Source organism: Hydrotalea sp. AMD (genome assembly GCF_004100315.1).
GTDB classification, from domain to species: domain Bacteria; phylum Bacteroidota; class Bacteroidia; order Chitinophagales; family Chitinophagaceae; genus Hydrotalea; species Hydrotalea flava.
The window spans coordinates 1-25,550 of the sequence record NZ_SCKY01000008.1 but is presented as its reverse complement, the minus strand read 5'-3'; the positions used below and the strand labels follow the sequence as shown (position 1 = coordinate 25,550).

Below are 25,550 nucleotides of genomic sequence, written 5' to 3'. Positions count from 1 at the left end.
ATTTTCTGATTGTTGTAAATTTGGTTTTTCTAAACACTGAAAACGATTAAAAATGGAAAATATCACAAATCACGAAACAGCAACACACAAAATGAATGGTGAATTCAAATGTCCCTTTACCAATGGAATGCTGAAGAAAGGTGCGGGTGGTGGCACCAGTATTCATGACTGGTGGCCTAACCAGTTGAAACTAAATATTCTCCGCCAGCATTCTTCCCACTCCAACCCTATGGGTGATAAGTATAAGTATGCAGAGGAATTTAAAACACTCGATTTAGCTGCAGTAAAAAAAGATATTTTCGAGCTGATGACCACCTCTCAGGACTGGTGGCCGGCCGATTATGGCCATTATGGCCCGTTCTTTATTCGCATGGCCTGGCATAGTGCCGGCACATATCGTATTCACGATGGCCGCGGAGGGGCAGGCTCCGGCTCTCAAAGATTCGCACCTTTGAACAGTTGGCCCGATAATGCCAATCTGGATAAAGCACGCAGGTTGTTATGGCCCATTAAACAGAAATATGGTAAAAAAATATCTTGGGCCGATTTGATGGTACTTGCGGGTAACTGTGCACTTGAATCAATGGGTTTCAAAACCTTTGGTTTTGGTGGCGGCAGAGAAGATGTGTGGGAGCCTGAGCAAGACATTTATTGGGGCTCAGAAACCGAATGGTTGGGCGATAAGCGTTACACCGGCGATCGTGAACTGGAAAATCCGCTGGCAGCCGTTCAAATGGGCCTAATTTATGTAAACCCGGAAGGTCCTAACGGTAATCCCGATCCGTTAGCTGCTGCTCGTGACATTCGCGAAACGTTTGGTCGTATGGCTATGAACGATTATGAAACAGTGGCATTGATTGCTGGTGGGCATACTTTCGGTAAAACACATGGTGCGGCTGATCCTTCTAAATATGTTGGGCGTGAACCAGCAGGTGCAGATATTGAAGAACAAGGGTTAGGCTGGAAGAATACTTTTGGAACGGGCAACGGAACAGATACCATTACCAGTGGTTTAGAGGGAGCCTGGACAAAAACACCAACAAAATGGGATAATAATTTTTTTGAAACGTTGTTTGGATATGAATGGGAACTCACCAAGAGTCCGGCCGGTGCATATCAATGGAAGCCCAAAAATAATGCAGGTGCCGGAACGGTGCCAGATGCACAGGACCCCTCAAAAGGCCACGCTCCATTTATGCTAACCACCGATTTGGCATTGCGTTTAGACCCTGTGTATGAAAAAATATCCAGACATTTCTATGAAAATCCCGATGAGTTTGCAGATGCTTTTGCAAAAGCCTGGTTCAAATTAACACATCGTGATATGGGGCCAATTGCACGCTATCTCGGCTCTGAGGTACCTAAGGAAGTGCTCATCTGGCAAGATCCCATCCCTGCTATTACATTTCAATTAATAGACGATAAAGATATTGCTGCACTCAAGGTTACAATACTGAATTCCGGCTTGTCTGTTTCTGAACTGGTATCTACCGCCTGGGCATCTGCATCCACTTTCCGTGGCTCTGATAAACGTGGTGGTGCTAATGGTGCCCGCATTCGTTTGGCGCCACAGAAATACTGGGAAGTGAACAACCCTGCTCAGTTGAATAAAGTGCTGGATATATTTGAAAGCATTCAAAATAAATTCAATGCTTCACAATCGGGCAATAAAAAAGTTTCACTGGCAGATTTGATTGTTTTGGGTGGATGTGCTGCTGTGGAGAAAGCAGCAAAAGATGCCGGATTTACAATCACTGTTCCTTTTACACCCGGACGTAATGATGCTGCACAAGCGCACACCGATGTGGAATCATTTGCAGTATTAGAGCCTGTTGCTGATGGATTTCGCAATTATAAAAAAGCAAACGCTGCCTATGCTGCATCGGTAGAAGAAATGTTGATTGATAAGGCACAATTGCTTACACTTACTGCTCCTGAAATGACGGTGTTGGTTGGTGGAATGCGTGTTCTGAATACGAATTACGATCATTCAAAACATGGGGTATTTACCAACAGACCCGAAACATTAACCAATGATTTCTTCCTTCATTTGCTGGATATGCGCAATATGTGGAAGCCAACTTCTGATGCTAGAGAATTTTTTGAAGTTCGTGACAGAAAAACAGGGGAGGTGAAGTTTACTGCAACCCGTGTAGATCTCATTTTTGGATCAAACTCAGAACTCAGAGCTATTGCTGAAGTGTATGGATGTGATGATGGAAAAGAAAAGTTTGTGCATGATTTTGTAGCAGCCTGGAATAAGGTGATGAACCTTGACCGTTTTGATTTGGCCTGATTACAAAACCATGATAGATAGTTTAAAAAGGTAGTCTGAAAAAGGCTACCTTTTTCCTGACTTCCGCACTTTGTATTAAACAAAACACATATAATTAATAATCAGTGATTTAGGTTGCCAAAAATGCTTGTTTTGGGTGTTAATTTGAGTGATTACTTTTGATTTATGTTTATTCGAAGAGTTGGGGCTAAAAATAATCGCACCTATATTCATGTTATAGACAAAAGCTCTGGGGTTTGTAAAGTTGTGCAAACATTCGGAGGAGTTTCATCATTTTCACCATCCACTATGCTTCTTTCGGGAAATCGGCTCCTTCAGTTACCGATGCCCAAGTATCAAAATCATGTTGTAACTCTGCTAACTTAGCTCTTGCGCCGCGTAATGCGGCAGCACCTAATAACAGGCGCAAGGGTGGATGTTCCGCTTCCGTAACCTGTATCATGGCTTTGGCTGCCCGTACAGGATCGCCGGGCTGATGGCCACTATAACCCCTGATATCGCCCATATTCTTCCAGGCAGTTCCTGCATAATCTTCTATTTGAATAGATGTGTTTTTGGCTGATCGGCCGGCCCAATCGGTTCTAAAACCACTTGGCGCAATAATGGTTACATGTATGCCCAATGGCGCTACTTCTTTATACAAAGCTTCACTTAAACCATCTACTGCATATTTGGTAGCATTATAAAAACCAACACCCGGAAAAGAACGCAAGCCTCCTATGGATGCAATATTTAAAATATGACCGCTTCGGCGTTTCCGCATATACGGTAATACAGCCTGCGTTACCTTCGCCAATCCAAATATGTTAATTTCAAACATCTTTCTTACTTCAGCTTCCTCGCTTTCTTCTATCGCAGCAAAATAGCCAATGCCGGCATTGTTCACCAATACATCTATTTGTCCGAATTGATGGATGGCTGTTGTAACTGTACGCATAATCTCTTCCTGTTTCGTTACATCCAATGGCAATGCAATGGCCGTTCCCGGATGCTTACTTACCAAATCTTCAATATCGGCTGTTTTGCGTGCAGTAATCACTGCCCGGTAACCTTTTGCCAGTACTTCCTGCGCCAATGAGCGACCAAAGCCGGTAGAACAACCGGTAATCAACCAAACTTTTTCCATTATTTTTTCATTGTATGTGTGAATAAATTGTTGTTGTATGCAGTGATGCATTTATAAACAAACCCCATCGGTAGTACAAAATCTGCCCGTGGTTTCATTTGTTGCAACAGGCTGCTCTTCTTCCTGAACTTTTTTAAATACTTTCAGAAAAGTGGCCGGTTCCTGCGCACCAGATACGGCATACTTTTGATTGAACACAAAAAAGGGCACACCCTGCACACCGATTTGCTGTGCTGTATACTGATCGGCCCTAACAGCATCCACCAGTGCATCTGATTGTAACATGGCCAGTACGGTTGCTTTTGTTATCCCTGCTTTTTCACCAATATCGGCCAGAACAATTGCATTGCCTATATCCTTTCCCTCCGTAAAATAAGCAGCCAGCAATAATTCTTTTACCTTGCTCTGCACACCATACTCTTTTGCTAAATGCAACAGGCGATGCGCATTGAATGTATTATTTACAATCGCTTTATCGAATTGAAAATCCAATCCAACGGCTTTTGCCAGGTCTTGCATATAATTATTCATCTCCTTTCCTTTTTCTAACGGCACGCCCTTTCTGTTAGCCAAATATTCATGAACCGAAGTACCTGCTGTAGGTTTAAAATCGGCATCTAACTGAAAACTGCGCCAGATGATTTCAACTGTATCTTTCCCATCAAATGATGCGAATGCTTTTTCAAATTTTCGTTTGCCGATATAACAAAACGGGCAAACCACATCACTCCAAATTTCTACTTGCATGGCTTTCTGTTTTAGCTTTATGGGTTGGTTGACCAGATGGAAGCATCTTTTACAAACACCCTCCTGTTTAATTTTAATTGTGCTATCGCCAATTCGGCAAAATCTTCCGGATGCATCAGTTTTTCTTCATTGTTATTAATGAGGTTGGATTTTATGGCCAGTTCTGTAACCACCGTACTGGGTGCCATTGCCGTAACGCGAATATTGTGTTTGCGAACTTCCTGCATCAACGATTCGGTTAACCCCATTACCCCAAATTTAGAAGCGCTATAGGCACTGGTAAGCGCCGAACCTTTTAAACCTGCAGTGGAAGATACATTTACAATATCGCCTGTTTGGCGTTCTATCATTTCAGGCAAAACGGCACGGGTTACATAATATACCCCAAATAAATTTACTTTTATTTGTTGCTCCCATTCCTCAGGTACCAGTTCTAAAAACTTGCCGAATTTTCCGGTACCTGCATTGTTAATTAAAATATCAATAGGCCCTAATGCCGTATGTATTTGCGCTACAGCATTTTCCACGGCAACGCGGTTACTTACATCGGCAGTGGCGATAGCGGTATTTACACCCAATGCGTTTAATTCATCGGCTACCTGTTGTATGTCTTTTTCTGTTCTGGCCATCAGGCCAACATGCACACCCTCTTGTGCTAAGGCTAACGCTAGTGCCTTGCCGATGCCTTTACCTGCACCGGTTATCAGTGCTGTTTTCCCTTTTAAAGATTCCATAGTCTAAATAAATTTAAATGATGATAATACTTATAAAAAAATATTATGATAATAATTCAGATGTTTGCAAAAACGGATAATCGGTATATCCTTTTGTGCCGGGTGTATAAAAAGTGCTTTGATCGGGTGCATTCAAAGGTGCATCTTGTTGAAACCTTTCTACCAAATCAGGGTTAGCCAGGAAAGGTACACCAAATGATACCAAATCGGCATCACCTGCATCCAGTACCGCATTCGCACTTGCCTTATTAAATCCTTTATTAATCATCAATGTGCCTTGATACAAAGGTCTGAAATGTTTGGCTACCTGTGTTACGGCAAAAGGCAAATGATCAACCGGTGCAAAAGGCTCGGTTAAATGCAGGTATGCCAATGGATAGTTGTTTAATTTTTTTACAATGTATTCAAAAGTAGGTATGGTGTTTTCATCCATGGTAATTCCAAACAATCCGTTTAAGGAAGGGCTTAGTCTGATACCTACACGTTGTATATCAATTACCTCTTTCATAGCTTCCAGTATATCAAACAAAATACGGGCATGGTTTTCAATGCTGCCGCCATAAGCATCGGTACGATGGTTAGCAGTGCTATTAAAAAACTGGTGCAACAAATAACCATTGGCACCATGAATTTCCACTCCATCAAAACCTGCTGCTACTGCATTAGCAGCGGCTTGTTTAAAATCCTGAATGGTTTGCTGAATGTCTGCCAAAGTCATTTCTTTTGGAACAACAGTATCCACAAATCCGTTAACGGTATATGATTTCTCATTGGGATTAATAGCAGAAGGCGCATGTGGCAACTCGCCATTATGAAAATCCGGGTGCGATATACGGCCCACATGCCAAAGCTGCACAAATATTTTTCCACCTTCTTGGTGTACTGCTTTGGTTACCAGTTTCCAACCCTCCACCTGCGCTGCACTATAAATACCGGGTACATTGATATAACCCACACCCTTTTTATTAACGGGTGCCCCTTCAGTAATCAGTAAACCGGCGCTTGCCCTTTGTGCATAATACTCGGCAATTAATGCGGTGGGCGCATTTTCGGCATTATCGGCTCTGCTCCGCGTCATTGGTGCCATTACTATTCTGTTGTTTAAACTAAGTCCTGCTAAATTGTACGGTGTAAATAAAATGTCTTGTTTCATTGTTAAATGGTTTACTTTTTGTTTGTTGAATGATTGATATTGTGTTATATAAAAATGTATGGGTATTAACTGCTATGCTTCATCTGCTGCAGATTGTACCACAACATGCAGTCCGGTTAATGCCATTAAATGGCTTGCCAATTGTATAGCTGCCTCATCTTGCCCATCAATGATGGCTGTTGCTGCAACAATACTTACTGATACTACTTTTGAATGTGGCAGCAACAATTGTATGGGCGCATTTTGTCCCTCGCCGTTTTTTATTTGCAGCACGGTTTTACAGGTAGATACTTCGGCAATTTTTTGGGCAACATATTCCTGTTCGGCCAAAGGCACGGTAATAATTATTACATCGGCCTCCCAAGATGCCTCCTTACTACAGGTAAGTATTTCTGCAGTATGCAACTGTTGATTGATTTCCTGAATTTCATGGAATAATGTTGCTGTTTGCAGTTGGTCATTATCCATTAATAATAGCCTGTATTGTTTGCAAATTGATTTTGCAATCATTGTACCCGCTTTGCTATTTACACCAATAACGGCTACGGTATTGTTATAGCCCTTTGTCTTCATGCTGCAAAGCTACAGCATTGTTTTATGGAGGCACTTGCGCCAGAACAAGAAAAACACTTGATGTAGATCAAGCCGTTTATTTAGATTTCATTAATTTTTTACGGATACGGCTCAGGGTTTCGGGTGTTATGCCCAGATAAGAAGCAATGAGATTTTGGGGAATACGTTGCAGCAACTGCGGATTGGCAGCTGCCAGCCGGGTATATTTTTCTTCGGCAGAATAGCTGATGGTATTGACCAATCTTTTTTCTTTAGAAATAATGTTGTTTTGAAAAAGTATGCGGAAATAGCGTTCCATTACCGGTACTTGCAATAACAATGCTTCAAAATTATCGAGCGTAATCATCAATAATTCAGCATCTTCAATGGCATCAATATTGTATTCAGAAACATCTCCCGATAAAAAGCTGTACGTATCGGCCATCCACCAGCCTTCCCATGCAAATTGTATCATGTGTTCCGTACCTTTTTCATCTACATGGTACATCCGCAATAATCCCTTCTCTACAAATAACAGGTATTTACATACATCCCCTTCCTGTAATAAATACTGCCGTTTACGCAGTTTTTTGGGAATGAAAAAAGATTTTAATACCGCAACATCAGTTGCCGAAAGGGTTACTTTTTCCTGAATATGCGCCAATAAAACATCGAACATCTATACAAAAATACAAAGAAAATAAGGGTAATTCATATAATTACACAAGAGAAATAAGCAATGTTTATATATTATAACGCTAAAAATAAATGATTAATTACAATAATTTATTTTTTAAAAATTCATATAATTGATCTTTATTTAAATTATGTGCAATTATCCTCCCTTCTTGATCAACTAAGAAAGTATCTGGAATATACTTTACCTGCCAGGAAATAGCTATTTTATTATTCCAGTCATTCACTTCTATCCAATGTGGTTGATCTTCATTCAAGGCCTGCACCCAATCATTCTTGTTAGTATCTAATGAAATACCATAAATTTCTAAACCCAAGGAATGATATTTTTGATAAAGCTTTTGTAAATCTCGTATACTTTTTCGACAGGGTCCACACCAACTAGCCCAAAAATCTATTAGAATGAATTTAGCTTTTATTGAAGTTAATTTTATTTTTTTTCCGTTTATGTCAGGAAGTTTTATTTCTGTTACTTTATTACCAATAGTAGGTAGTTGTGCATGCAACGAATGGGTATAGGCTAAAAAATAAAATAGGAATATATAATTTTTCATGTGTATAATTTTTAAAAACAGCTAAAAGAAGGAGGTGCTATTAAAATTTCAAACTCCTTTTAGCTGCATAATAGTTTATATTTTCTTAGAAGTGAACATTCATGCCAATATCTAATGCATAATCTGAAAAAGCTGCATCACCATGTGTATAAATCCCTGTTATCATTGTTTGGTTTTTATCGGGTACACTTTGCGTCCTATCGCGAATAAGCGCAATAGGAATGTAAGCATATAATGAAACTTTATGTAATCGATAAGTAAATCCTGGTTCAGCAGAAATAATAAACCCGGGTCTTCTAAAACCATCACTTCCACCAATTAAATCATGAACAGGTAAACATTCGTCTCTTAATCCTAATGATGCAGAAAATTGATGTGTCATATAATTAAGTCCACCTCTAACCATATATTGATCAGGCACACTCATCACATCACTCCCAACTTTTACACTCATTGCAGGAGGCAGCCCTCCTCTTGCAGTTGATACACCATTTTGATCTCTTGGATTAGATAAATAATAAAAATTGCCATAAAGGCTCCACTTACTATTAAAATTATAATACCCATTAATTTCTAATGTAATCCCGGTTCCGCCATCCCCTAATTGAATTGATTGATCAACAGGACCTAATACTTTTGTTGAGTCTGAAGTATGAAAATAATCCTGGAATCTATAATCTCCGGTTGGCAGTTTTAGCCCAAGTCCTGCTTGTAAATTTCCTTTACTAAATTTATCAGGATTGAATAACCAACGGTAAACAGCAAAACGAATATCGCCAACCCCAAATGAATGGGTAACATATCGATGAATTTTATCGTGTTCATATAAAGATGATCTTGAATTAGCTTCTAATGGTATATCTAACATAAATGACCACCTTCTATCAATATTTCGAACAATTGCCACATCCATTGTATATTGATGATTAATAACATTAGTTCCATTTTCAACACGTTGTTTTTGCTGATCCGTGCCTATAAAGTGTTTATAAGATTTAAAATAACGATTATTTACAATCATGTCCCAATTGGAAAGTGTATCTGCATCATCATGGCTTATTGTATAACTTCCAGAACTCCGAATAGCTACACAACCTTGTGCATTTAACTGATTCGTAAAATTAAAAAAATTAACAAACAGCAATAAATATATAATAAATTTCATTTTAGAAGATTTATATTTGATAGAATAATAAATACAAGTATCATATGCCGATTATTCAGCAATGATTTTAGATTTTTACTTTCAAAAAATTCAAAAATGTTTACAATTTGGACAATAAAATATATTGCCAAAAAAATAATTAAAAGTAAAAGAAATAAAAGTTAAGCTATTTGTGGAGGCTCATCAGGAACTCGAATATTTGGGCAGATAATTTTTTCATTTATCTCATAAGAGTAATGAAATAATATTCTATGGAACAGATCTATTTTAAAGTTCGTCGAATAATTGTCGTAATCACCTACACCTTTTTTAACTGAGAAATTTTTTGTGGAAGTTGAATGAGTTGTTTTTTCATTAGACTGAAAAACCAAATCATTAGCAAGGTTTGCGAATTCTTCTTTTGCATTCAGCACTTTCACCATTTGTTCATTGGGCAAACATTTTACTTCCAAAGTATCATGATAAAATCGCATTTTTACATAATTATATTGTATCCCTTTCACCATAACCTTTCCTTGAATACTTTGAAAGGTATTTGTTTTTTCTACATAAGGAGGTAATGTTGTTGAAATTTTAAAAGTTACTAAGTCTACTTCATTATAATTAACTTTATTTAATTTATTTTCCATGGAAATATTTGATCGCCATTCCATATATTGAAACAGAACCCGATATCCTATCAGGTTAAACCAAAATAGGAATAGTAGCAGTATGGCAGCAATTTTCCTAAGCATGAAAATACAAAGTAATGAATTTTTCTTGTTTATAAAAACAGCTAATAATTTTATTAGCTGTTTTTGAATTTGAATTAAGATTAAAGAGTTAAGAATTTGCTTGTTCTTGAATACTTTTAAGTTTTTTTAAATTATAAATTTTGCAACAAGTAAGTAGCATTCATATAAGATTTAGCCGCTTAATCCTACTCCCCTTCCACTACAAATACCCTATCAGGCTCATCTTGCTGTTGCTGAATATCAGTTAATAACAAAACATTATTTTGCAACTGTGCCAGTACCGGCTGCCCGGATTTTAAAGCATACACTTTCTTTATTTTGTTAAAAGGGAATTGTGGAAGCTGCAATGTGGTTACACTATCACTTAGTATATGCACAAATAACTTACCATTGGTTTGGGTAATGGCACCCCAGTTTTGCGGACGCAAATACCCTCCCTGTGTACCATAAATACTACTGCCGTATGTTTGCAGCCATTGGCCCATATAGGCCAACCGCTCCTGAAATTCAGGTTGTACTGCTCCATTAGGCATAGGGCCAATATTCAATAAAAAATTAGCTCCAAAACCTGCTGCCCTCACCAGATAATGCACTAACTGAGCGGTTGATTTATAATTGGTATCGGCCAAATTAAAGCCCCATGAATCATTAATGGTTTCGCAGGTTTCTAATGGCAAATGCGATACGGACGCACCGCCAAAACCACTGGTATTACCACCGGGCAAATCTTTCTCAAACATCTGAAAATCTTCGCCGGGCAGGGGTTGCATGTGGTGGTTATTACCAATTAAACAGGCCGGTTGTAAGGTATGAATGAGGCAGTAAATTTCATTCAAATGCCAGTCAACGGCAGGCCGTTGGTTTTTATTCGTATCATTTTTTAACTGATCCCAATACCCGTCAAACCAAATACCGGCTACCGGGCCATATTGGGTTAATAATTCGGTTAACTGGTTTTTCATGAATTGAATATAATGGTTCCAATCTTCCTGTTTGGTTCTTCCGGTGCCTTTGCCCGTGCGGCCGGTGCTCCAGGAATAATCATCTCTTCTCCAGTCTAATAACGAATAATAAAAAAACAAGGGCATACCTTGTTCATGGCAGGCATCGGCCATCATTTTCACAATATCCTGATGGTAGGGCGTGTTCATGATGTTAAAATCAGATTGCCGGGTATTCCACATGCTAAAACCATCGTGGTGGCGGGTAATAAGGGTAATGTATTGCATACCTGCCTTTTTTGCCATCTTCACCCAGGCATTGGCATCAAACGCAATGGGATTAAAGAAATCCATTAAACGGGTATAATTTTTTACGGTAATGTTGCGGTTATTCATCACCCATTCCCCATTGCCTGGGATACTAAATGGGCCCCAATGAATAAACAAACCGAATTTTGCCTCTTGAAACCATTGCCGGGCTTTCAGATTTTGGGGTGTGGGTGTATAGTTTCCGGTAGTTTGCGCCATGGTAAACCCGCAACAAAACAGGGCAATCCAAAACAATGTTTGTTTATACATATACAAATTTTTAAGCTGCAATTTGTAGATAGATGATAAAATAAACCGACCAATTTAACTGTTCACCGTACTTTGGTTTAAAGTTAACAGTAAAATACCATAAAAAACAACTGGCAATCCTGCTTTAAAAATTTGTTTTGAAGGTATTAAACAGGGGGATAAGCCATAGTTAAGCCGCTGAAAAGCCCCATTATTAATAAAAGCGGGTTATGGGTGAATTACCACCGAATAACACCGCTTAAATAGTTGGTTTTAATTGGAAGAAACAGGAAGCCAGCCGGCTTTGTTGATTACATTACTTTGTACATTTTAGAGGCCGAATTAATATAATCAAGCGGATCGAATGCTTTGTCGAACGTATCTTTTAATTCATTCAGCTTGTTTTGAAGTGCAGTCATTTTTCCACCTATATCCTCATCATCTTTATACTTGTTAAATACATCAGCATATTTTACAATGTTTTCATTGATGCGAAAAGTAAGTTGCCCAAAACGCATTTTCAATGATTGAATCGCCATCATTTCATTGTACACATTTTCTTTCCAGTCTTTGGGCGATTTGCTTTTTTGTTCAGCCACATAATCGCTGGCCTTTTGGCGCAATGCCGTTAAATACTGGTATCTTTTTTCTGCATCACTTTCCTGAGAAAAATTTTGATTAAAATCGTTGGCATCTACCAGTAACATATTCAGGTTTTTTTCGAGCGATTTACTGTATATTTTTTGCAGGTTATTCAGCTCATCGGTAATTAATTTCCATTCATGTTCTACTTCACTTTTATCATAATCAAACTGACCAACTTTGGCAGTAAGTGTAATCATTTTTTCACTTTCTGTTCTAAGCTCTTTTTCTTTTTTACCTAATGAATTGACATAGGTTGACATGCCGGAAAACAATACGGAAGAAATTGGACCCACTACCGGAACAGCCTGTGCAGCAGACCCTGAAAAACTTAATAAGTTATTACTGACCGTAAGCATAGATTCTTTTTGCTTATTGGCTTTTACAAAATCTTTAAACTGATTAAACCACTTGGTATAACCGGCATAATTCATGGGGTTGCCGGCATCAGTTAATTGCGTAAAAAATTCACGAGTGGTATTAAATAATATCAATGGCTTAATTTCTCTTTGCATGGAAACTAAGTTTACAATAGCACTTTGGTAATTAGCCTGGTAAATATTCATTTCATTCAGGTCTTGCGCCTTTTGTTTATCTTCCAATGCCTGAACCCGCTCTACCAGCTTATCGGCTTTTACTTTTACACTGGTGGTTACTTTAATAGCACTATCCAGATTATCTACTCTTTCATTAATGTGCAGAATAGTAGAATCAAACACCTGATTTTTCTTTTCTAAATTTTGCTGAATATCATTGAGTATTTTTTCGCGGAGTAATTTTTCGTTGTTTAAAGAATCGGTTATCTGGCTGTTGGCTGCAATTGTTATTGCCATTAAAAAGAGCATTATTGAAATATGTTTCATAAAAGATGAATTAAATTAAATATGAAATTATATATGCTTATTGCATTTAAAATTAACAACATAAAGAAACAACAAAAGCAAAGTTGTTGTATGAATAACAGATTAGGAGTTGATTAAAAAATTGGGAGAACCCTCTTATTTGTTTAAGTGAAGATTTTTTAACAAATTATTGCAAACGCAATGAATTGGTTTACAAAATTTTGATACTGCTTCTAAATTTTAAAATTATATCTTTTAAGGAGTACTGGATGAAGAGGAATTTTCGTTTAAATAATCTACCGAACTTTAATTTTACTTTGATACTTCTTCAACGTAAATAGTTTACGCTTCAGTAAGCTGAAATAGTTTAATTAATTTATATATATTTTTAATGCACATAAACGATACCTGCTACATACGTACCACAAAGCAATTATTTCTACAAAAAATGAATCAGTTCATATAACAAATGATACATCAGGAATATCAAAATTATGGAAGTACAGAAGCATCCTGAGAAATTATATAATTGATGCGTTGAGCCGTAAAAGCTGAATCGAGTTCGTTTAACTTTCGCAATGGTTTCCCAGCATATTTTTCATAAATTCTTGAAGAGCTGCCATTGATTATGTTATTAAATGTTATCAATTCTATTGAGATGATTTGGTAAGGTATTTTTGCACCAAACCAATGTTTATCGTTTTGTTGGCTCCAGGTTACAAAACATAATTTTGAACCGGGCGGATATTTCTTTGCTGCATTTGACCTTGCATAACCAACGGCTATATCATTTCCATACAATATTGATTGGGTATTATTAGCATGATTGATTGATGAGGTTACTACTTTCCATTTAAGTGGATTGAATGAAATTGAATCAATCTGGGAAGCAGAAATATTGATTAGAGTATCAACTTTATTTTCAGTACGACCGCAACTAAGTAACAATAAAAAAATTAAATATACACTATATGATTTTTTCATTTTTTTTATTTAAAAAGTTAATGGCATGGTAAACACAAAGTCATTATTTTTCATAGGCTGGTGACAACCCATACATTCAGTTGTGAATAATTTGTTCTTCCCATAAGGCATCAAAGAAACACCCTTCCATCTTGCAAAACCCCAACCATTCGTTGATGCATACTTTCGAGCATCTTTAATCATAAATTCAACTTGTATAAATTGTCCGGTATGTACATTACCTAAAGAGTCTCTAACCTGTGCCCAGGCAGCTTTAGCAAAAATAGTTCCATCAGGCCATGGATTAATATTTTTATTTGAAATTGCTTTTACAGCAATGTCATTCCCAAAAACAATCCGCATCGTTCCATTATCTAACCTATCGGTTGAACTAATTGCTTTCCAGTTTTTGTATGCAGGAATAAATTCTATACCATTTGGCGAAGGTGCTGTTGCAAAATTCAACGCCTGATGCTGCAACCAGTCATTATATTGCCTATTTGCACTATTTATAACCGAAGAATCGGAGGGATTGTTTGTTATAAGAGTAGAAAGATATTTTTCAATTTCAGATACTTCGCTTGAACTTACTTTTGAGCCCGGATGAATTTTTTCATAAGAATCTAATGGCATTGTACCAAATTGAATTTGGTTAAGAGATTCGAATAACACGCCTTTTTGTATTGTCATAGGCATACTGTCCCACCGAGAAAAATTTAAATATTGCCTGCCTGTTTTAACATGTTGAGCAACTAACCAGTAAGCGGGTTGAATTTTATCAAACCACGAAAGATTGGTTTCATTTGAATGACAATCGTAGCAGGTCCTTTTAAAAATTTTCTTTACGGCAGGGTTCAATGAAAGATCATTGCTTTGATTTGAAATTTCTAATTTTGGTTTGATAAACTGGATAGCTAAAAAAATAAATATAATTGTAAATAGTGCTATCCTAAACAATTTATTTTGAAATAAATGTTTCATAATTACCTTTTTACTAAGTTAAAAAAAAAATTTAAACCCAATTAAATATTTGATACTTCATTACTAATACTATAAATATTGCTTAAATTTGTTTAGCTGTTTAGTTATTACAATAACTTTAATAACACTAAAATTATAACAATAATCACTGTTTCACGGTTATTTTCACGCAATTTTCAATTTAAAGTTTACTTTATAAAAATTTTAACTGAATTATTATGTTCGATTTCAGACTTCAGGTATTTCATACTGTTGCCAAGCGCCTCAACTTTACAAAAGCCGCAGATGAATTGTTTATTACACAACCAGCAGTTACCAAACATATTCACGAAATAGAACACTACTTTAAAATAAAACTTTTTGATAGAAATGGGACAAAAATAAAGTTAACGCCTGCAGGCGAAACCTTATTACAACATACTGAGCAGTTGTTTGTCATTTACCGAACTCTTGAATTTGAAATGAACACGCTATCGCAAAGCCATACCGGGAAATTACGTTTAGGGGCCAGTACTACCGTTGCACAATATGTTTTACCGCCTGTATTAGCCGCATTTCATAAAAAATTTCCTGAGATAACAATTACCTTATTGACCAATAATACCGAGCAAATTGAATTGGCTTTACAAGAAAAGGTGATTGATATAGGAATTATTGAAGGTCAAAAAAAGAAATCTTATATAAAATATACTGAGTTTGTTAAAGATGAAATTGTACTGGTATCCCATATCAACAACCCATTGGCAAAAAAACTAACCATTCAACCTGAGGAATTAAAAAAGATTCCTTTACTATTAAGAGAACCGGGTTCAGGTACGCTCGAAGTGATTGCACATGCCCTAAAGCCATTAGGTATTAAAATTTCACAATTAAAAAGTGAAATGCAATTAGGCAGTACAGAAAGCATGAAGCTTTATTTAATGCATAGTAACTGCATGGCATTTCTTTCTATTCATTCGGTTTTAAAGGAATTGCAAAACAAAGATTGCTGTATTATAGATATAAAAGGATTAAGCATTGAACGTTTTTTTTATTTTATACAACAGCAGGGTCCTGCTGAAAAACTAGCCGAACTGTTTGTGAAATTTGCTAATTTTCATTCGGTCAGATAGTGTCAGTTCTATTTGAAGATTTAAAAATAGTCTGGCTTACTATTTAATCTTTAACCTGGCTGTTAACAACACTCCCATATTATACAATTTTATTTTTCCTACCCCAATACCATTAATCGGCAATTGAAAGAATGGCTCGGCCTGAATTGAAAAACGGGATGAAATATTTTTTTCTGCTATTGCCGATAAATTTATGGAAGAAAAATAATGCTGGCTATTATTTACAAAAGTAGCAGTTCGGGTGGTATCGTTACCAGATGGTCCTTTAAAATAAAACTGATATTGTTCCCGCTTCATAAAGTATGTGGAAGATCCAACAGATACAAATAAGCTCCCTGTTTTAAAGGTCTTAACTTTAAAAGCAACACTTAATGGAATTTCGATTACACTGCAATCAGCCTTAATATTTTTAAAGACAACACCTGATGCCCAGCTGCCTGTAGGGGCATGATAATCTTCATTCCGTGCTATATAATTCTTTTGCTGCTGCATTATACTTCCGCGCACAGCCCATTTTTTCCCGAAAGTATATTGCAGCCCAATACCATAAACTGGTTCTATTGTTCCAAGTGCAGCAAGTCTGGTACCATTGGTCTGCAATCCGGATATAGCCATTAGGGAAAGTTCATTTTTTTTACTTGTTTTAATGACTGATTTTGGTAATTTGTTTTCTATAAAAGAACTGTTAGCATTTTGTTTGTCTTTATTTTCTACATTATTCTCATTTTGTTTCTTGAATTCTGAAATTGCAACAATAGGTTCTGGTTTCATTGTATCAGTACCAGTCTTATTATTCTCTGAAACAAACCCATATTTTTGTTCCTCAGCAACTACTTTAAGATTATTATTAATTTTGGGGACTGCATTGGTTTTTACAATTGCAGTTGTTGAACTGTTGCCTGTATTATTCAATACTTCATCACTTTTAGTGGAATTTTTCTGTTGGGTGAATACCTGTTTATAGTTTAGTTTGTGGGAAGAATTTGTTATTGGGATATTATAGAAGCCCTTCCGATTTATTAGTTTCATTGTTTCTGGTACAATTTTATTTTGAGCAAGTGTTTTGCTTGTATCATATTGCGCTTCATTTAATTTTAATTTGCCATCCATTTGCTCATGTTCAGTGGTTGGTTTATCAAACGAATTTGGTTTGTTTTTTTCATACTGTTGTTCAATTACAGATGCTTCTTTATTTTGAAATTTACTTTGAATTAAGACAGCATGATAGTAGTTATAAATAAAATAAGTGGAAGATAATCCAATCAGAAAAAGGGGTATCCAAAAAAATAAAGGGGGTATCCGCCGTTTATTTTGCGGTAATTCCTTATCCAGCAATGCCTCCATCTTTTTCCATTCGTTTTCCTCAAACAATGGTATATTGTTTTGCATGGCCTTTTTAATTTTATCATCAAAGTCTTCAATCGGCATTGACTTATTTTTTAAGTTAAATGAGGCAACAAGATTTTTTGAAGAAATGCTCTGGCCTTTGATAAATTAGACTTAGAAGTTCCTTCAGAAATATTTAAGTATGCTGCCACCTCTTTGTGACTCAATCCGTCTACCACATAAAGATTAAATACAAGCCTGTAACCAGGTGGCAGGGTTTTTATTGCTTTCATAATCTCATCGTGAGACATCTTATCCAGACCATTTTCAATTACATTAGTAACTTCCTCATGTTGTACATCCAATTCGGTAAATACTGCTTCTTTTTTTTGTTTCCTATAATAGTCTATAGCAGTAAAAATCATAATCTTTTTTAGCCAGGCAGTAAATGTAGGAATCACAATTTGTGTATCGGTACTGAAATGGTAAAGTTCCTTAAATATTTTTAAAAAGCCATCATGCACTGCCTCAACAGCCTCTTCGTGATTATTTACGTATTTAAAACATATAGACATGGCAAAACCATAGTAAGAAGCATATAATTTTTCCTGACTTCTCCTATCGTTTTTTTTACAACCCTCAAGACATTTTATTAAGTCGTCCTTTGTAAGCAAATACTAATGCTTTAAATGTTATAATCGCAAAAATATTTCATTTAGTTGCCCCATTCCTTCATTTTTATTAAAAACTATCCAAAAAATTAGTTCCTCAATAAAAAGAGCATACTATCTTTTTAAAAGCATCTAACCCATTTCAAACCACTAAAGCTAAAATTTTTTTGAAAGGATGATATACATTTCTTAATGAACTTAAAATAAAATAATTGAACTGCCTGCCTGTATTAAAGAAAAATTAAAATATAGGCATTACTAAAATTTTTTAGAGAGGCAACCTTATCTAATGTTTTTTCGATGTTTAGCAAACAGTTGATTGTATTAAATGTAAAAGTTAAAAAATACTTTTAAAAAAACATGTTGAAAATGTTTATATAATTATTTCTGCTAAACATTTTGCGGTTCTTCAACAGCAATAATGCAAAGAATACAAAAAAATATATTCAAACTGAATGAGTAAAAAATATCTGACAAAAAAGCAGGATAAGTTAATCTCAATCATATAGTTTCAATATATCAATTTTATGTATGTGAATAATAATACATTTTTTATATTAAAAATATACTTAATAAATATAAATATTTTTACGTTAAGGAAAAGTAATTTATTTAATGATATGAATTTTTTATGATGCAGATTTATACATTACCTGAAGTTATTGACCATCACTTTTTTCAATTTAATTACAATTCATTTAAAGATAAGCTTTGTATTCTTAAAAACAAAGAAATCAATATGAAAGAAACAGCACAAGCAGCCACAACACAAAAAAAGGTTAAAGGTATATTAGACCGAAGTATAACTACAAGAGAAGTTATTTTTTTATTAGCGGTTGTATTTTGTCTATCACCATTTATTTCTCCACCAATTGCATTATTAATGGGTTTGGTAATTGCTCAGTTTATCGGGCATCCATATTTACACCTCAATCATAAAGCAACACACATATTATTACAAATTTCAGTAGTGGGTTTAGGTTTTGGAATGAACGTAAGTAGTGCCTTAAAGGCTGGAAAAGAAGGTGTTTTATTTACTATTGTATCAATAACAGGAACTTTAATCATTGGTTTTTTAATGGGTAAATTTTTAAAAATAGAGAAGAAAACCTCTTATCTCATTTCTACCGGTACTGCTATTTGTGGAGGCAGTGCAATAGCTGCTATTTCCCCCGTTATTAAAGCACAAGAGAAACAAATATCTGTCGCACTTGGCACTATTTTTATTTTAAATTCTATTGCACTATTTCTCTTCCCTATTATTGGCCATGCCCTGAATTTGTCTCAAACTCAATTTGGTATGTGGTGTGCTATTGCAATACATGATACAAGCTCTGTTGTTGGAGCGGCAAATAAATATGGATCGAATGCATTAGAAGTAGCAACTACCGTAAAATTAGCAAGAGCACTTTGGATTATACCTGTTGCATTTTTATCGGCATTTGCATTTAATTCAAAATCTGGTAACATCAAAATTCCATGGTTTATTGGCCTTTTTATTCTTGCAATGATCGCAAATACTTACCTGCCCTTTGGCAGCCATATTAGCCACTACCTTGTAAATATTGCTAAATCAGGCTTAACGCTTACTTTATTTTTAATTGGTTGTGGTTTATCGAGAAAGGTATTAGTATCAGTAGGTTTTAAGCCACTTATTCAGGGTATAGTATTATGGGTTATTATATCTGTTGCCGCACTTTGGGCAGTTACAATGTTAGCTTAAACTAAAAATCAATATACATATTAAATATATAAATAAATTATTTTCAGAAAAATTTTTTCAAACAATTAAACTCAAATGAAAATGAAAACAATCAAATCAAAATCCTCCTCTCTAATTTTAAAAGGAGGTATTACTTTATTAGCACTTGGATTGATTATTACTGGCTGCAAAAAAAGTTCACAAGGTTATGGTACACCACAACTTCCTGTAACGGGGTTACAAAATTTTAATCAGGTTAACCTGGTAGCCAATACATCTGCCTACAATGCAGTGCGAGTAGACACCATTTTGCAGGATGCATGGGGTATTTCATTTAGTCCTGCTGGTAATATCTGGTTAAGTGCCAATGTTACCGGATATGCACCTGTGTACGACAAGGAGGGCAATCAATTATTATCACCTGTAGCTATTCCTTCGCCCAATAGTGCTAATGGTGGGCATATAACCGGGCAAGTTTTTGCCGGTAATTCTAACTTTATACTGCCCAATGGCTCTCCTGCCATATTTATTTTTGCGAGCCAGGATGGAATTATTTCCGGTTGGAACAAAGGTAACCTGACACATGCCATTACAAAAATTAATAATTCTGCAACCGCCTCTTATTTTGGCCTTGCCTTGGCATCCAACATGGGTTATAATTATTTATATGCGGCAAATTTTAAAAAAGGTACTATAGATGTTTTTGATAATAACTGGAACAGTGTTAATATTAATTTTACAGATCCTAACCTGCCTGCGCAGTATTCCCCTTTCAATGTTCAAACAATTGATAATCAATTGTATGTATTATATGCAAAAGTTGGGCCCGATGGAAACGAAGTGCACGCAAGTGGTTTAGGAATTGTTGATATATTCAATCCCGATGGAACATTTGTTAAACGTTTGGTTTCAAATGGTGGACAGTTGAATTCGCCCTGGGGAATTGCAAAAGCGCCCGGCAGTTTCTTTGGTGCTGACTCTACCAGTTATGCCAATACTATTTTAGTAGGAAATTTTGGCGATGGGCATATCAATGCCTATAAAAATGATGGTACGTATTTAGGACAATTACAGTCAAAAGGTCAACCATTGATAATTGACGGATTGTGGGCACTTTCATTCCCTCCCGTAACAGCAACTACAATTGACCCTACTCGTCTTTATTTTGAGGCAGGACCAAATTATGAAAAAGATGGTTTATTTGGATATATAAAAAAATAATTATTTTTTTATATTAATTAACTCGAAACCCTGGTTTACTACAAGCCGGGATTTTGTTTTAAAGCATAAATGCAATATAGAATATTGCTAAATGAACTTATCTGTTAAATTTAAATTTCTTCTCAAAAAGAAATCCATAATCATCCTTATTACTTAAAGTTATTGACTATCTGAATTAGTGATTTCTTTTGTGTTTTTTTTCTTCCGAAATTTGTATTATAAAATTTATGAAAATGAAAAATAACACAACGGCAGTTTCGAAGAAAATTTTTCTTTCCGCCACTGAAAAAAAATTATCCGTTACTCAGTTCAATGATAATTCAGAATTGAATAAAAAAAAGCAATCAAACGACATAAAATTAAATGTAAATTTTGGTGAAAGTATACTCAGGGTTTTCATTGCTATTTTTATACCCTGGCCAATAATGTTTATTAATCCTGATTTATTATTATATGCTGCACCTGTAATGTTTTATTTCTTTATAAGTGGCTTATTACATTTTTGCATATTCAAATTTGCCTGGAAGCGCTGGATAAAAAAGGATGTTGAGCCTTACATATGCGACTTTGCAATAGAGTTACATATTCCGGTAGAAACAATATAAAATATCAATATAAGTTTGTAAATTCTTTATTATGAAAAATAATTGGTTTCCTCTGGTATTAGTGATTATTATAGCATTTGTGCTTATCAATAAAGTAATTAATGGATTACAGGAGAAAAAGGAGGAAGAAAATAAAATAGCAGCACTTCTAAATTCAGAACCTGTAGATACAGTTTGGAGAGGTTGGAATAAATACCAGATTCCTATAGATAGTGATAGCGGAAAATTAATTTGGTATGGATATGAACTTATCGCAAATACATCCTATTACTTAGGCCCAAAAGGTGTTGTAGCGCATACTACCAACGGAATGAATTGTCAAAACTGCCATTTAGCAGGTGGAACAGTTCCTTATGGAAATAACTTTGGTAAAGTTTATGCTACTTATCCCCAATTTAGGGCACGCAACAACGGTATGCAAACCATTTATGATAGAGTAAACGATTGTTTTGAAAGAAGTTTAAATGGTAAGTCAATGGATTCAAGTACTCTCGAAATGCGTGCTATCTATGCTTATATGAAATGGCTGGGCAATGGTATTCCTAAAGGTATAAAAAGAGGAGGAACCAGTATGATGAAACTTACATATCTTGACAGGGCTGCCAGTCCTGAAAAGGGGATGAAAGTATATATGGCGAATTGCCAAAGCTGCCATGGGCACAATGGAGAAGGTCAACCTAATATTGAAGGCACTGGTTATACTTATCCGCCACTTTGGGGTGAACATAGCTACAATGATGGTGCTGGTTTATACCGAATCAGCAGCTTTGCATCATTTGTTAAAAACAATATGCCATTTGGAACTGACTATCATCATCCAAAATTAACCAATGATGAAGCCTGGGATGTAGCTGCATTTGTTAATAGCCAACCAAGGCCTCATAAAGATCAAAGTATGGATTGGAAAAATATTACTAAAAAACCTATTGACTTTCCCTTTGGTCCTTATTTTGATACATTTAGTGAAAAACAACACAAATTTGGTCCATTCCAACCAATTAAAGCAGCAAGATTAACTGCAGCAACACAATAACTGAATAAAAAGTTATGGCATCACTAATTTATTGGGGTTACATGAAAATTGCGCTATATATTTTATCAACCTTTTTTTAAAAAAATTTTAAACACAAGTACTATTTCATTTTTTTTATTCATCATAAAAACACCTATCATGAAACAATTATCAACATTTTTACTGGGCTTTGTATTACTCATTACAACCGCCTTTGCGCAGACAAACGAAAAGAATAATGCTCTGGAAAAAAACAGAGCTTTTACCGGCGCTAAAGCTACCCTGAAACATTATAATGCTATTTATCAGCTGGATAATAATGATCCTAAAATTATTCAAAAGGCATTTAGAAATATTAATAACGCATTAAATGACCCCAGGCTTGCAGGAAAAATAAAAATTGAGTTAATAGCCTTTGGTGGAGGTACAGATGCCTATCTGAAAGGGAGCCCATATGAAAACGATTTAAAAAATTTGGTTGAGAAAGGAGTTATTGTAGCCCAGTGTAATAATACGTTAAAAGAAAGAAAAATAAGCCGCGATCAGCTGTATGATTTTATAGGGATTGTACCCAGTGGTAATGGCGAACTAATTATCAGACAGGCAGAAGGCTGGTCAATTATAAAACCATAAAACATAATTTTTCTTTTAGTAAAACAAATATTGTAAAAATTAAAACAAATACACAATGAAAAAAATATTAATGTTTATCGCATTTTTCGCCTTAATAATGACTGAAGCATTTACCCAAGATCATCGTTTTGATCCTCCATGGAATATACCACCTAAAAGTAAAGTAATGTTCACTATTCCGGGTGTAGACAATGTGCCCGATTTATTTGGAGATATCAACAATCCACAACTCGTAGTTTTTTTTGCAGGAAATCAGTTTATGTGTCTCGACGATTTGGTAGCCGCTTTCAAAAAACAATATCCACAATACCAACGGATTTTTGCGGAAACTTTACCTCCTGGTATTTTAGCAAAACAAATTGAAGGGGGTTCGATTACAATTGGTAATATGCGCATTACCCTGCAACCGGATGTTTACACTGCAGGTAAAAGCCGAATAGATAAAATGGCAAACTATTTTGTTGATACTACCGCCTACGCATATAACAAATTAGCGATTATGGTACCGAAGGGGAATCCCAAAAATATCCATGGACTGAAAGATTTGGGGAGAAAAGACATAAAAGTAAGTATGCCTAATCCTGAATGGGAAGGTATAGGGAGACGCATTGAGGAGGCATATATTAAAGCAGGCGGAGTTGCTCTAAAAAATGAAATTATGGATGTAAAAGTAAAGAACCAAACTACCTATTTAACACAAATTCATCACCGCCAAACACCTATGCGCATCTTATATGCACAGAGCGATGCCGGTCCTGTTTGGTATTCTGAAGCTTATTATCAACAAATGATAAATCATCCAATTGAAATGGTAACAATTCCTGATAATGAAAACATTACAGCTACTTATATGGCAGGGCTAATGAAAAATGCCCCACACAAACAGGCTGCAAAAGACTTCATGACTTTTTTAACCAGCCCTACTGCAAAAACAATTTATAGAAAATATGGATTTACCACAAAATAGGTAGCATATGAAAGTAAAATTTATAATAATATCAGTTTATTGTTTGTTTGCATCCACGCTTCTATGGGCACAATCCAATGACACCTTAATGATTTATGGTCCGGGTGGTCCAGCCGCTGCCATGAAAGAATGTGCCGGTTTATACACACTGAAGTATTCAACACCAATAAAAATAATAGCAGGCCCTGAAGGAAAATGGATAAATGATGCTCATAAAAACGCAGATTTAGTATTTGGCGGTGCAGAATACATGCTCACTCAATTTGATAAAAATCATCCTGGGTTAATCGACAATACTACACGAACTGAACTATATAAACGGGCTGCCGGTATATTGGTTCGTCCTGGTAATCCCAAAAATATACATTCCCTTAAAGACTTGACTTTACCTGGAGTAAATATACTTGAAGTAATTGGAGCCGGACAATTGGGAATGTGGGAAGATTTAGCAGGGAAACAAAATATTATTGGAGACATCCAAAAAAATATTAAAGGTGCTGCTGCAAATACAGCATTAGCCATTGATACATGGAAAAAAGATGATAAATTTGATGCAATAATAATTTTTTCGTCCTGGTATTACAGACTAAAAGATGTATCATCACTTGTTACAATACCAAGCTCACAAACTGTTTACCGGGGTACACCCATTGCGATCACTTCTATCACTAAACATAAACAAACAGCAGCACATTTTATAGAGTTTCTTTTATCAGAAGAAGGGCATAACATTTTTAAAAAATGGGGATGGGAGTAATTTAACTGCTAATTTTAATTAAAATGATAATGAGCATGCTTAAAAAAAAAATTTCAATAGCCAGAATATTTGTTATTGGATTTATTGCAATAACAATCAATACTATAATATTAAAAGCCGCCCCCCTGTTACATATAGAAGCTGAAAGTGGCGGATTGCTAAAATTATTTATTTTGAAAACCCGGACAATTTTAACTCCGGGTTTATTACTATACTTAAAAAGTTTTATTTTTTTCATTATATTTCATTATGCTACCGGCATGGCCATGGTTTTAATTTATGTTTTTATCAATAATAAGTTTCTACCCGGCAAAGGTCTTGTAAAGGGGAGTGTTTTTTCTCTAATCCCTTGGGCTATAAATGCTTTTATTGTACTACCACTTTTAGGACAGGGCATTGCCGGTATAAACAGTATTTCAACAGCCGGTATTTTATATTTTTTTATAGCCAACTGGGCATTTGGAGCTATTCTAGGATTGCTTTATGAAAAATGGCAAACAGTATAGAAAGATATTTTTGTATTAATATTAATAATTCATAAAATTTAATACGTTGTACTATTAAGCTCTAAAAAGCTTACGGAGCATGTGTTTCAATAAATTTGGTTCAACAAACTTAAATTTTACAGAGTTTACTCCTGTATTGTGCGATGGAACACCCAGGCATATAATTGTTTTTTGATTTTAAGATTAAACAGTTCAACAATATGCTTTTACTCTTTTGTTTTAATAAATAACCCAAGTTTCCTAAAATAGAAGCATTTGAAATAGGAATAATTTTGAGTTGCGAAAACAAAACTTCTACTCAAATGCTTCAGGACAAAGTTATTGGAATTTACTGTTTAGTGGATGATATATTGA

At 35.4% G+C, this 25,550-nt stretch carries 25 protein-coding genes; 10 read left to right on the top strand and 15 right to left on the bottom strand.

Annotated features, from left to right (window positions below):
• The first annotated feature begins 52 nt into the window (after positions 1 to 52).
• A complete protein-coding gene (gene katG, locus EO766_RS07400; RefSeq protein ID WP_228733256.1) occupies positions 53 to 2,296 on the top strand; it encodes a catalase/peroxidase HPI in 2,244 nt (747 codons plus the stop codon).
• A gap of 286 nt (positions 2,297 to 2,582) precedes the next feature.
• Here the strand turns inward: katG and EO766_RS07395 are convergent, their stop codons facing one another.
• From EO766_RS07395 to EO766_RS07335, 13 genes are all read right to left on the bottom strand, one after another.
• Entirely contained in the window at positions 2,583 to 3,422 is an 840-nt protein-coding gene (locus tag EO766_RS07395; protein ID WP_074421243.1) for an oxidoreductase, read from the bottom strand.
• 51 nt (positions 3,423 to 3,473) lie between these two features.
• Complete coding sequence (locus tag EO766_RS07390) at positions 3,474 to 4,169, bottom strand: DsbA family oxidoreductase (protein WP_074421237.1); 696 nt, start codon at positions 4,167 to 4,169, stop codon at positions 3,474 to 3,476.
• A gap of 17 nt (positions 4,170 to 4,186) precedes the next feature.
• The gene (locus EO766_RS07385; RefSeq protein ID WP_074421238.1) at positions 4,187 to 4,903 is read right to left on the bottom strand and encodes a 3-ketoacyl-ACP reductase; all 717 of its coding nucleotides are present in this window, start codon (positions 4,901 to 4,903) and stop codon (positions 4,187 to 4,189) included.
• 43 nt (positions 4,904 to 4,946) lie between these two features.
• Complete coding sequence (locus EO766_RS07380) at positions 4,947 to 6,056, bottom strand: alkene reductase (RefSeq protein WP_074421239.1); 1,110 nt, start codon at positions 6,054 to 6,056, stop codon at positions 4,947 to 4,949.
• Between the two features lie 72 nt (positions 6,057 to 6,128).
• The gene (locus tag EO766_RS07375; protein WP_074421240.1) at positions 6,129 to 6,629 is read right to left on the bottom strand and encodes a 2-dehydropantoate 2-reductase N-terminal domain-containing protein; all 501 of its coding nucleotides are present in this window, start codon (positions 6,627 to 6,629) and stop codon (positions 6,129 to 6,131) included.
• Between the two features lie 76 nt (positions 6,630 to 6,705).
• The gene (locus EO766_RS07370; protein WP_074421241.1) at positions 6,706 to 7,287 is read right to left on the bottom strand and encodes a Crp/Fnr family transcriptional regulator; all 582 of its coding nucleotides are present in this window, start codon (positions 7,285 to 7,287) and stop codon (positions 6,706 to 6,708) included.
• Between the two features lie 97 nt (positions 7,288 to 7,384).
• Positions 7,385 to 7,858 (bottom strand): TlpA family protein disulfide reductase, encoded by a 474-nt coding sequence (locus EO766_RS07365; protein ID WP_218331965.1) that lies wholly within the window; start codon positions 7,856 to 7,858, stop codon positions 7,385 to 7,387.
• A gap of 85 nt (positions 7,859 to 7,943) precedes the next feature.
• Positions 7,944 to 9,023 carry a hypothetical protein gene (locus EO766_RS07360; protein WP_287100824.1) on the bottom strand — a complete coding sequence of 360 codons (1,080 nt, stop codon included), beginning with the start codon at positions 9,021 to 9,023 and terminating at the stop codon, positions 7,944 to 7,946.
• Positions 9,024 to 9,184: 161 nt separating this feature from the next.
• Entirely contained in the window at positions 9,185 to 9,652 is a 468-nt protein-coding gene (locus EO766_RS07355) for a hypothetical protein (protein ID WP_287100823.1), read from the bottom strand.
• Positions 9,653 to 9,942: 290 nt separating this feature from the next.
• Entirely contained in the window at positions 9,943 to 11,277 is a 1,335-nt protein-coding gene (locus EO766_RS07350; protein WP_287100822.1) for an alpha-L-fucosidase, read from the bottom strand.
• Positions 11,278 to 11,567: 290 nt separating this feature from the next.
• The gene (locus tag EO766_RS07345) at positions 11,568 to 12,761 is read right to left on the bottom strand and encodes a hypothetical protein (protein WP_074421145.1); all 1,194 of its coding nucleotides are present in this window, start codon (positions 12,759 to 12,761) and stop codon (positions 11,568 to 11,570) included.
• A 471-nt stretch (positions 12,762 to 13,232) separates the two neighbouring features.
• Complete coding sequence (locus tag EO766_RS07340; RefSeq protein WP_074421146.1) at positions 13,233 to 13,724, bottom strand: hypothetical protein; 492 nt, start codon at positions 13,722 to 13,724, stop codon at positions 13,233 to 13,235.
• Between the two features lie 9 nt (positions 13,725 to 13,733).
• Positions 13,734 to 14,684, bottom strand: a complete 951-nt coding sequence (locus EO766_RS07335) for a heme-binding domain-containing protein (RefSeq protein ID WP_074421147.1) — start codon at positions 14,682 to 14,684, stop codon at positions 13,734 to 13,736.
• Positions 14,685 to 14,902: 218 nt separating this feature from the next.
• Here EO766_RS07335 and EO766_RS07330 point away from each other — a divergent pair, with 218 nt between their 5' ends.
• On the top strand, positions 14,903 to 15,796 hold the full coding sequence (locus EO766_RS07330; protein ID WP_074421148.1) for a LysR family transcriptional regulator: 894 nt from the start codon (positions 14,903 to 14,905) through the stop codon (positions 15,794 to 15,796).
• Between the two features lie 39 nt (positions 15,797 to 15,835).
• On the opposite strand, the gene EO766_RS07325 is transcribed toward EO766_RS07330, so the two are convergent.
• Positions 15,836 to 17,224: a hypothetical protein gene (locus tag EO766_RS07325; protein ID WP_074421149.1), complete on the bottom strand. Its 1,389-nt coding sequence runs from the start codon at positions 17,222 to 17,224 to the stop codon at positions 15,836 to 15,838.
• A gap of 11 nt (positions 17,225 to 17,235) precedes the next feature.
• Complete coding sequence (locus EO766_RS07320; RefSeq protein ID WP_074420549.1) at positions 17,236 to 17,796, bottom strand: RNA polymerase sigma factor; 561 nt, start codon at positions 17,794 to 17,796, stop codon at positions 17,236 to 17,238.
• 628 nt (positions 17,797 to 18,424) lie between these two features.
• Between EO766_RS07320 and EO766_RS07315 the strand changes: the two genes are divergently transcribed.
• The 8 genes from EO766_RS07315 to EO766_RS07280 all read left to right on the top strand — a co-directional run bounded on the left by EO766_RS07315 (position 18,425) and on the right by EO766_RS07280 (position 25,196).
• Positions 18,425 to 19,516, top strand: a complete 1,092-nt coding sequence (locus EO766_RS07315) for a YeiH family protein (RefSeq protein ID WP_287100821.1) — start codon at positions 18,425 to 18,427, stop codon at positions 19,514 to 19,516.
• 81 nt (positions 19,517 to 19,597) lie between these two features.
• The gene (locus tag EO766_RS07310; RefSeq protein ID WP_074420551.1) at positions 19,598 to 20,716 is read left to right on the top strand and encodes a TIGR03118 family protein; all 1,119 of its coding nucleotides are present in this window, start codon (positions 19,598 to 19,600) and stop codon (positions 20,714 to 20,716) included.
• Positions 20,717 to 20,949: 233 nt separating this feature from the next.
• Positions 20,950 to 21,321, top strand: a complete 372-nt coding sequence (locus tag EO766_RS07305) for a hypothetical protein (protein WP_143439639.1) — start codon at positions 20,950 to 20,952, stop codon at positions 21,319 to 21,321.
• Positions 21,322 to 21,352: 31 nt separating this feature from the next.
• Positions 21,353 to 22,354: a c-type cytochrome gene (locus tag EO766_RS07300; protein ID WP_081301343.1), complete on the top strand. Its 1,002-nt coding sequence runs from the start codon at positions 21,353 to 21,355 to the stop codon at positions 22,352 to 22,354.
• Positions 22,355 to 22,492: 138 nt separating this feature from the next.
• Positions 22,493 to 22,966, top strand: coding sequence for a DsrE family protein (locus EO766_RS07295; RefSeq protein WP_074420543.1), 474 nt, complete (start codon positions 22,493 to 22,495; stop codon positions 22,964 to 22,966).
• 55 nt (positions 22,967 to 23,021) lie between these two features.
• Positions 23,022 to 23,933, top strand: coding sequence for a molybdate ABC transporter substrate-binding protein (locus EO766_RS07290; protein WP_074420544.1), 912 nt, complete (start codon positions 23,022 to 23,024; stop codon positions 23,931 to 23,933).
• A 7-nt stretch (positions 23,934 to 23,940) separates the two neighbouring features.
• Positions 23,941 to 24,690 carry a substrate-binding domain-containing protein gene (locus EO766_RS07285; RefSeq protein ID WP_074420545.1) on the top strand — a complete coding sequence of 250 codons (750 nt, stop codon included), beginning with the start codon at positions 23,941 to 23,943 and terminating at the stop codon, positions 24,688 to 24,690.
• Positions 24,691 to 24,725: 35 nt separating this feature from the next.
• Complete coding sequence (locus tag EO766_RS07280; protein ID WP_143439460.1) at positions 24,726 to 25,196, top strand: hypothetical protein; 471 nt, start codon at positions 24,726 to 24,728, stop codon at positions 25,194 to 25,196.
• Positions 25,197 to 25,550 lie beyond the last annotated feature (354 nt).

Bases quoted from the DNA above. Each gene is read 5' to 3' on its own strand.
- EO766_RS07300 (WP_081301343.1), top strand. From the start codon at position 21,353: ATGAAAAATAATTGGTTTCCTCTGGTATTAGTGATTATTATAGCATTT.
- EO766_RS07340 (WP_074421146.1), bottom strand. From the start codon at position 13,724: ATGAAAAAATCATATAGTGTATATTTAATTTTTTTATTGTTACTTAGT.
- katG (WP_228733256.1), top strand. From the start codon at position 53: ATGGAAAATATCACAAATCACGAAACAGCAACACACAAAATGAATGGT.
- EO766_RS07285 (WP_074420545.1), top strand. From the start codon at position 23,941: ATGAAAGTAAAATTTATAATAATATCAGTTTATTGTTTGTTTGCATCC.
- EO766_RS07290 (WP_074420544.1), top strand. From the start codon at position 23,022: ATGAAAAAAATATTAATGTTTATCGCATTTTTCGCCTTAATAATGACT.
- EO766_RS07355 (WP_287100823.1), bottom strand. From the start codon at position 9,652: ATGGAAAATAAATTAAATAAAGTTAATTATAATGAAGTAGACTTAGTA.
- EO766_RS07370 (WP_074421241.1), bottom strand. From the start codon at position 7,287: ATGTTCGATGTTTTATTGGCGCATATTCAGGAAAAAGTAACCCTTTCG.
- EO766_RS07375 (WP_074421240.1), bottom strand. From the start codon at position 6,629: ATGAAGACAAAGGGCTATAACAATACCGTAGCCGTTATTGGTGTAAAT.
- EO766_RS07395 (WP_074421243.1), bottom strand. From the start codon at position 3,422: ATGGAAAAAGTTTGGTTGATTACCGGTTGTTCTACCGGCTTTGGTCGC.
- EO766_RS07330 (WP_074421148.1), top strand. From the start codon at position 14,903: ATGTTCGATTTCAGACTTCAGGTATTTCATACTGTTGCCAAGCGCCTC.
- EO766_RS07305 (WP_143439639.1), top strand. From the start codon at position 20,950: ATGAAAAATAACACAACGGCAGTTTCGAAGAAAATTTTTCTTTCCGCC.
- EO766_RS07315 (WP_287100821.1), top strand. From the start codon at position 18,425: ATGATGCAGATTTATACATTACCTGAAGTTATTGACCATCACTTTTTT.
- EO766_RS07295 (WP_074420543.1), top strand. From the start codon at position 22,493: ATGAAACAATTATCAACATTTTTACTGGGCTTTGTATTACTCATTACA.
- EO766_RS07325 (WP_074421149.1), bottom strand. From the start codon at position 17,224: ATGCCGATTGAAGACTTTGATGATAAAATTAAAAAGGCCATGCAAAAC.
- EO766_RS07390 (WP_074421237.1), bottom strand. From the start codon at position 4,169: ATGCAAGTAGAAATTTGGAGTGATGTGGTTTGCCCGTTTTGTTATATC.
- EO766_RS07310 (WP_074420551.1), top strand. From the start codon at position 19,598: ATGAAAACAATCAAATCAAAATCCTCCTCTCTAATTTTAAAAGGAGGT.
- EO766_RS07365 (WP_218331965.1), bottom strand. From the start codon at position 7,858: ATGAAAAATTATATATTCCTATTTTATTTTTTAGCCTATACCCATTCG.
- EO766_RS07335 (WP_074421147.1), bottom strand. From the start codon at position 14,684: ATGAAACATTTATTTCAAAATAAATTGTTTAGGATAGCACTATTTACA.
- EO766_RS07350 (WP_287100822.1), bottom strand. From the start codon at position 11,277: ATGTATAAACAAACATTGTTTTGGATTGCCCTGTTTTGTTGCGGGTTT.
- EO766_RS07380 (WP_074421239.1), bottom strand. From the start codon at position 6,056: ATGAAACAAGACATTTTATTTACACCGTACAATTTAGCAGGACTTAGT.
- EO766_RS07280 (WP_143439460.1), top strand. From the start codon at position 24,726: ATGCTTAAAAAAAAAATTTCAATAGCCAGAATATTTGTTATTGGATTT.
- EO766_RS07360 (WP_287100824.1), bottom strand. From the start codon at position 9,023: ATGAAATTTATTATATATTTATTGCTGTTTGTTAATTTTTTTAATTTT.
- EO766_RS07345 (WP_074421145.1), bottom strand. From the start codon at position 12,761: ATGAAACATATTTCAATAATGCTCTTTTTAATGGCAATAACAATTGCA.
- EO766_RS07385 (WP_074421238.1), bottom strand. From the start codon at position 4,903: ATGGAATCTTTAAAAGGGAAAACAGCACTGATAACCGGTGCAGGTAAA.